Origin of the sequence: Mesorhizobium sp. M1E.F.Ca.ET.063.01.1.1 (assembly GCF_003998155.1) — a bacterium.
In the GTDB taxonomy this organism is placed as follows: domain Bacteria; phylum Pseudomonadota; class Alphaproteobacteria; order Rhizobiales; family Rhizobiaceae; genus Mesorhizobium.
The window spans coordinates 1-843 of sequence record NZ_RZSC01001331.1; the positions used below are offsets into that span (position 1 = coordinate 1).

Genomic DNA, 843 nt, shown 5'->3' on the forward strand with positions numbered 1-843 from the left:
CCAGTACGGCGAATGCCGCCGGCACCGATTCCTGGCTGGCGACGCCCGTGCCGATCAGGTCGACAATCAGCTTGATTGCATCCCGCTCCACCTTGCCGCGCACGAGGTCCTGCGCCCAGGCAATGCGGGCCGCAATATCGCCGCCGGTGACCCAATGGCCGAGCGTCGCTCCCAACCCTGCCGCCGCGACGGCGCGCTCGGAAGCCGCGCGCCAGTCGCCGCCGGCGACGCCACTGCTCACAGCCGCCGCAACGGCAGCGGCGGAGGCAATGGCGATCGAGGTGTTGTGCGTCGCCCGGCAGGTTTCCGCCACCTTGGCGACCAGCGCGTCGAGCGGCTCTAGCGGCATCATGATGCCGACCGGCGCGATACGCATCGCCGCACCGTTGGTGTCGCCGCTGCGTCCGGCCTCTTCCGCCGGCACGCCCTCGTTGATCGCGTCGATGGCGCGTTTGGTCGAAGGTCCAAGCAGGTCGTAGCTGCCGCGCGCCTTCACGTCGCGCTCCCAGTCGAGCAGCGCGTTGACCCAGCGCGCGTGGTCGAAGCGATCGCCGGAGCTGACCAGGATGCGGCCGAGCAGCAGTGCCTGTTCGGTGTCGTCGGTAATGGCGCCGGCCGGCAGCCCCTTTGACACCGGATGGTCGGCGACGGGCGCGACGAAATCCTCGACATGGCCGTAGAACTCGGCGATGCGGGCCGGGGACAGAAGCTGCGTCGGCATGCCCAGCGCATCGCCAAGCGCTCCTCCGATCAGCGCACCCATTGCCCGGTCCTTCATCCCGGCTGCGTCCACCATGCTCAGAACTCCAGATGCAATGCGAAATGCGCCGGGTTGAGCAGGCT

1 protein-coding gene is annotated in these 843 nt (G+C 69.0%); it reads right to left on the bottom strand.

The window, feature by feature from the left end:
- Window positions 1–796 (bottom strand): ADP-ribosylglycohydrolase family protein (locus tag EOA29_RS38350; RefSeq protein WP_127222511.1); only part of this gene is annotated, 796 nt, incomplete at its 3' end.
- Window positions 797–843 lie beyond the last annotated feature (47 nt).